This is a genomic window from Enterococcus sp. 5B3_DIV0040 (assembly GCF_002140755.1).
GTDB classification, from domain to species: Bacteria; Bacillota; Bacilli; order Lactobacillales; family Enterococcaceae; genus Enterococcus_D; species Enterococcus_D casseliflavus.
Window position 1 is genome coordinate 2,073,258 of sequence record NZ_NGLC01000001.1, and the last position, 1,474, is coordinate 2,074,731.

Annotated in this window: 2 protein-coding genes; both read right to left on the reverse strand. The window is 28.4% G+C overall.

Annotated elements, in window-relative coordinates; all coding sequences use genetic code 11:
- Positions 1 to 797 (reverse strand): glycosyltransferase domain-containing protein (locus tag A5883_RS09740; RefSeq protein WP_086338443.1); only part of this gene is annotated, 797 nt, incomplete at its 3' end.
- On the reverse strand, positions 778 to 1,474 hold a 697-nt coding region (locus A5883_RS09745; RefSeq protein ID WP_141108414.1), incomplete at its 5' end, for a glycosyltransferase. The genes A5883_RS09740 and A5883_RS09745, both read right to left, overlap by 20 nt.

A 1,474-nucleotide genomic window follows, 5' to 3' on the forward strand; every position in this document is an offset into this window, starting at 1 on the left:
ACGTATGGTAGTGAAATCTGATCCCTATTACTATTACTAAGTATGAACTCATTCCACCATTCTTGTAATATTAATTTAGATAGTGAACACTTTGGATTTGACAATATAATTGTCGCTTCAAGTAGCCCCTTATTTTTCGGATAATTATTTTCTTTATATTTCTTGATTTGTTTTTTAAGATATTTTGGATTTCCCTTGCCATACATTTGTAAAACTTTAGCCTCATTGTATATGCACCGTCTTCTTGCATGTTTATGTAGAGCAATTCCATATTTCTCGTTTATTCGATGTATCGAACCTCTCGGATCTGAAACTACTTGTACATTACCATCAATATAAAGTACGTAATCATAATTATAAAAAAATTCGAAAGGATGCATTTTGAAGTATCTGTTTAACTTAATATTATCCATATTTTTAAGATGGATCGGAGTTTCAATATAAGTCCAGTTTTTCAAATTAGGATCGTTATCAGCAAAAATAAAATAATCAATTCCTTCTGATTTATAATTATCTACCTGTACATTGTCATATCCACCAAAAACGCTTGTATAAATCGCTATATTAATACTTTCATCAACACGAGTTGCGTCAAATAAACTTTCGCTATCGTCTAGATTTTTTTCCGAGGGTTCTTTAGAATAAAAACGTATTATGACTCTTTTAATTAACGTTGATATAAAATTTAATACCCCCTCAAATGTATCTTTAGAATTCTTCTCAGTACTGATTCTTCCTCTAGTATTTGATAAAACTTTTTGATTCTCATTTTCAATTTCAACTAAGTTTTTTTGCACTATAATCTTCCTTACTGACTGTATTTACAGCTTTTCTGAGGATCCAAAAAAATGTTTTTAATTCTCTAGTATTTATCATTTCACGTACAGCCCACCCTGATATCTTTAGATAAATTAATATTGGATTGTATTTCCTAATTCTTCCATACATGATAAAATCAGGAATCATTATTGAATATCTTCTTTTTACGCTATTAAAATTTTGATTTCTTTCTTTCATAGCAAAATTATGCTTTATTATAGTTCCCATTTGAAAAAAATTTCTATTGAGTTTCCTTTGTTCGTAAAAAAATAAATGGTCTACCTGGTCCAAAAAAAGTCTCTCATCGTAGCGATAATCTTTGTAAACTGTTGATCTTACTGCAGTACAGCTATTTATCGCATTGAATCTATTTAAATCTACTTTATCATTGACATTTCTCAATTGCTTATTCTTAATATATCTATCACTATTTGGAGACCATATTCTACCATCTTGACCTAATATTATAGGTGCCATTATATCGACTTTCTTCTTCAGTATTTCTTTCAACTCAAAAAAATATTCTTCAGAGATAGCTGTATCGTCATCTAACCATATAATAATTTTATTTTCAGTTTTTTCTTTAAAACTATCTAAAAATCTATTATAAGCTTTAGATAATCCTACGTTACCATTCATAGGTATATATTTTATG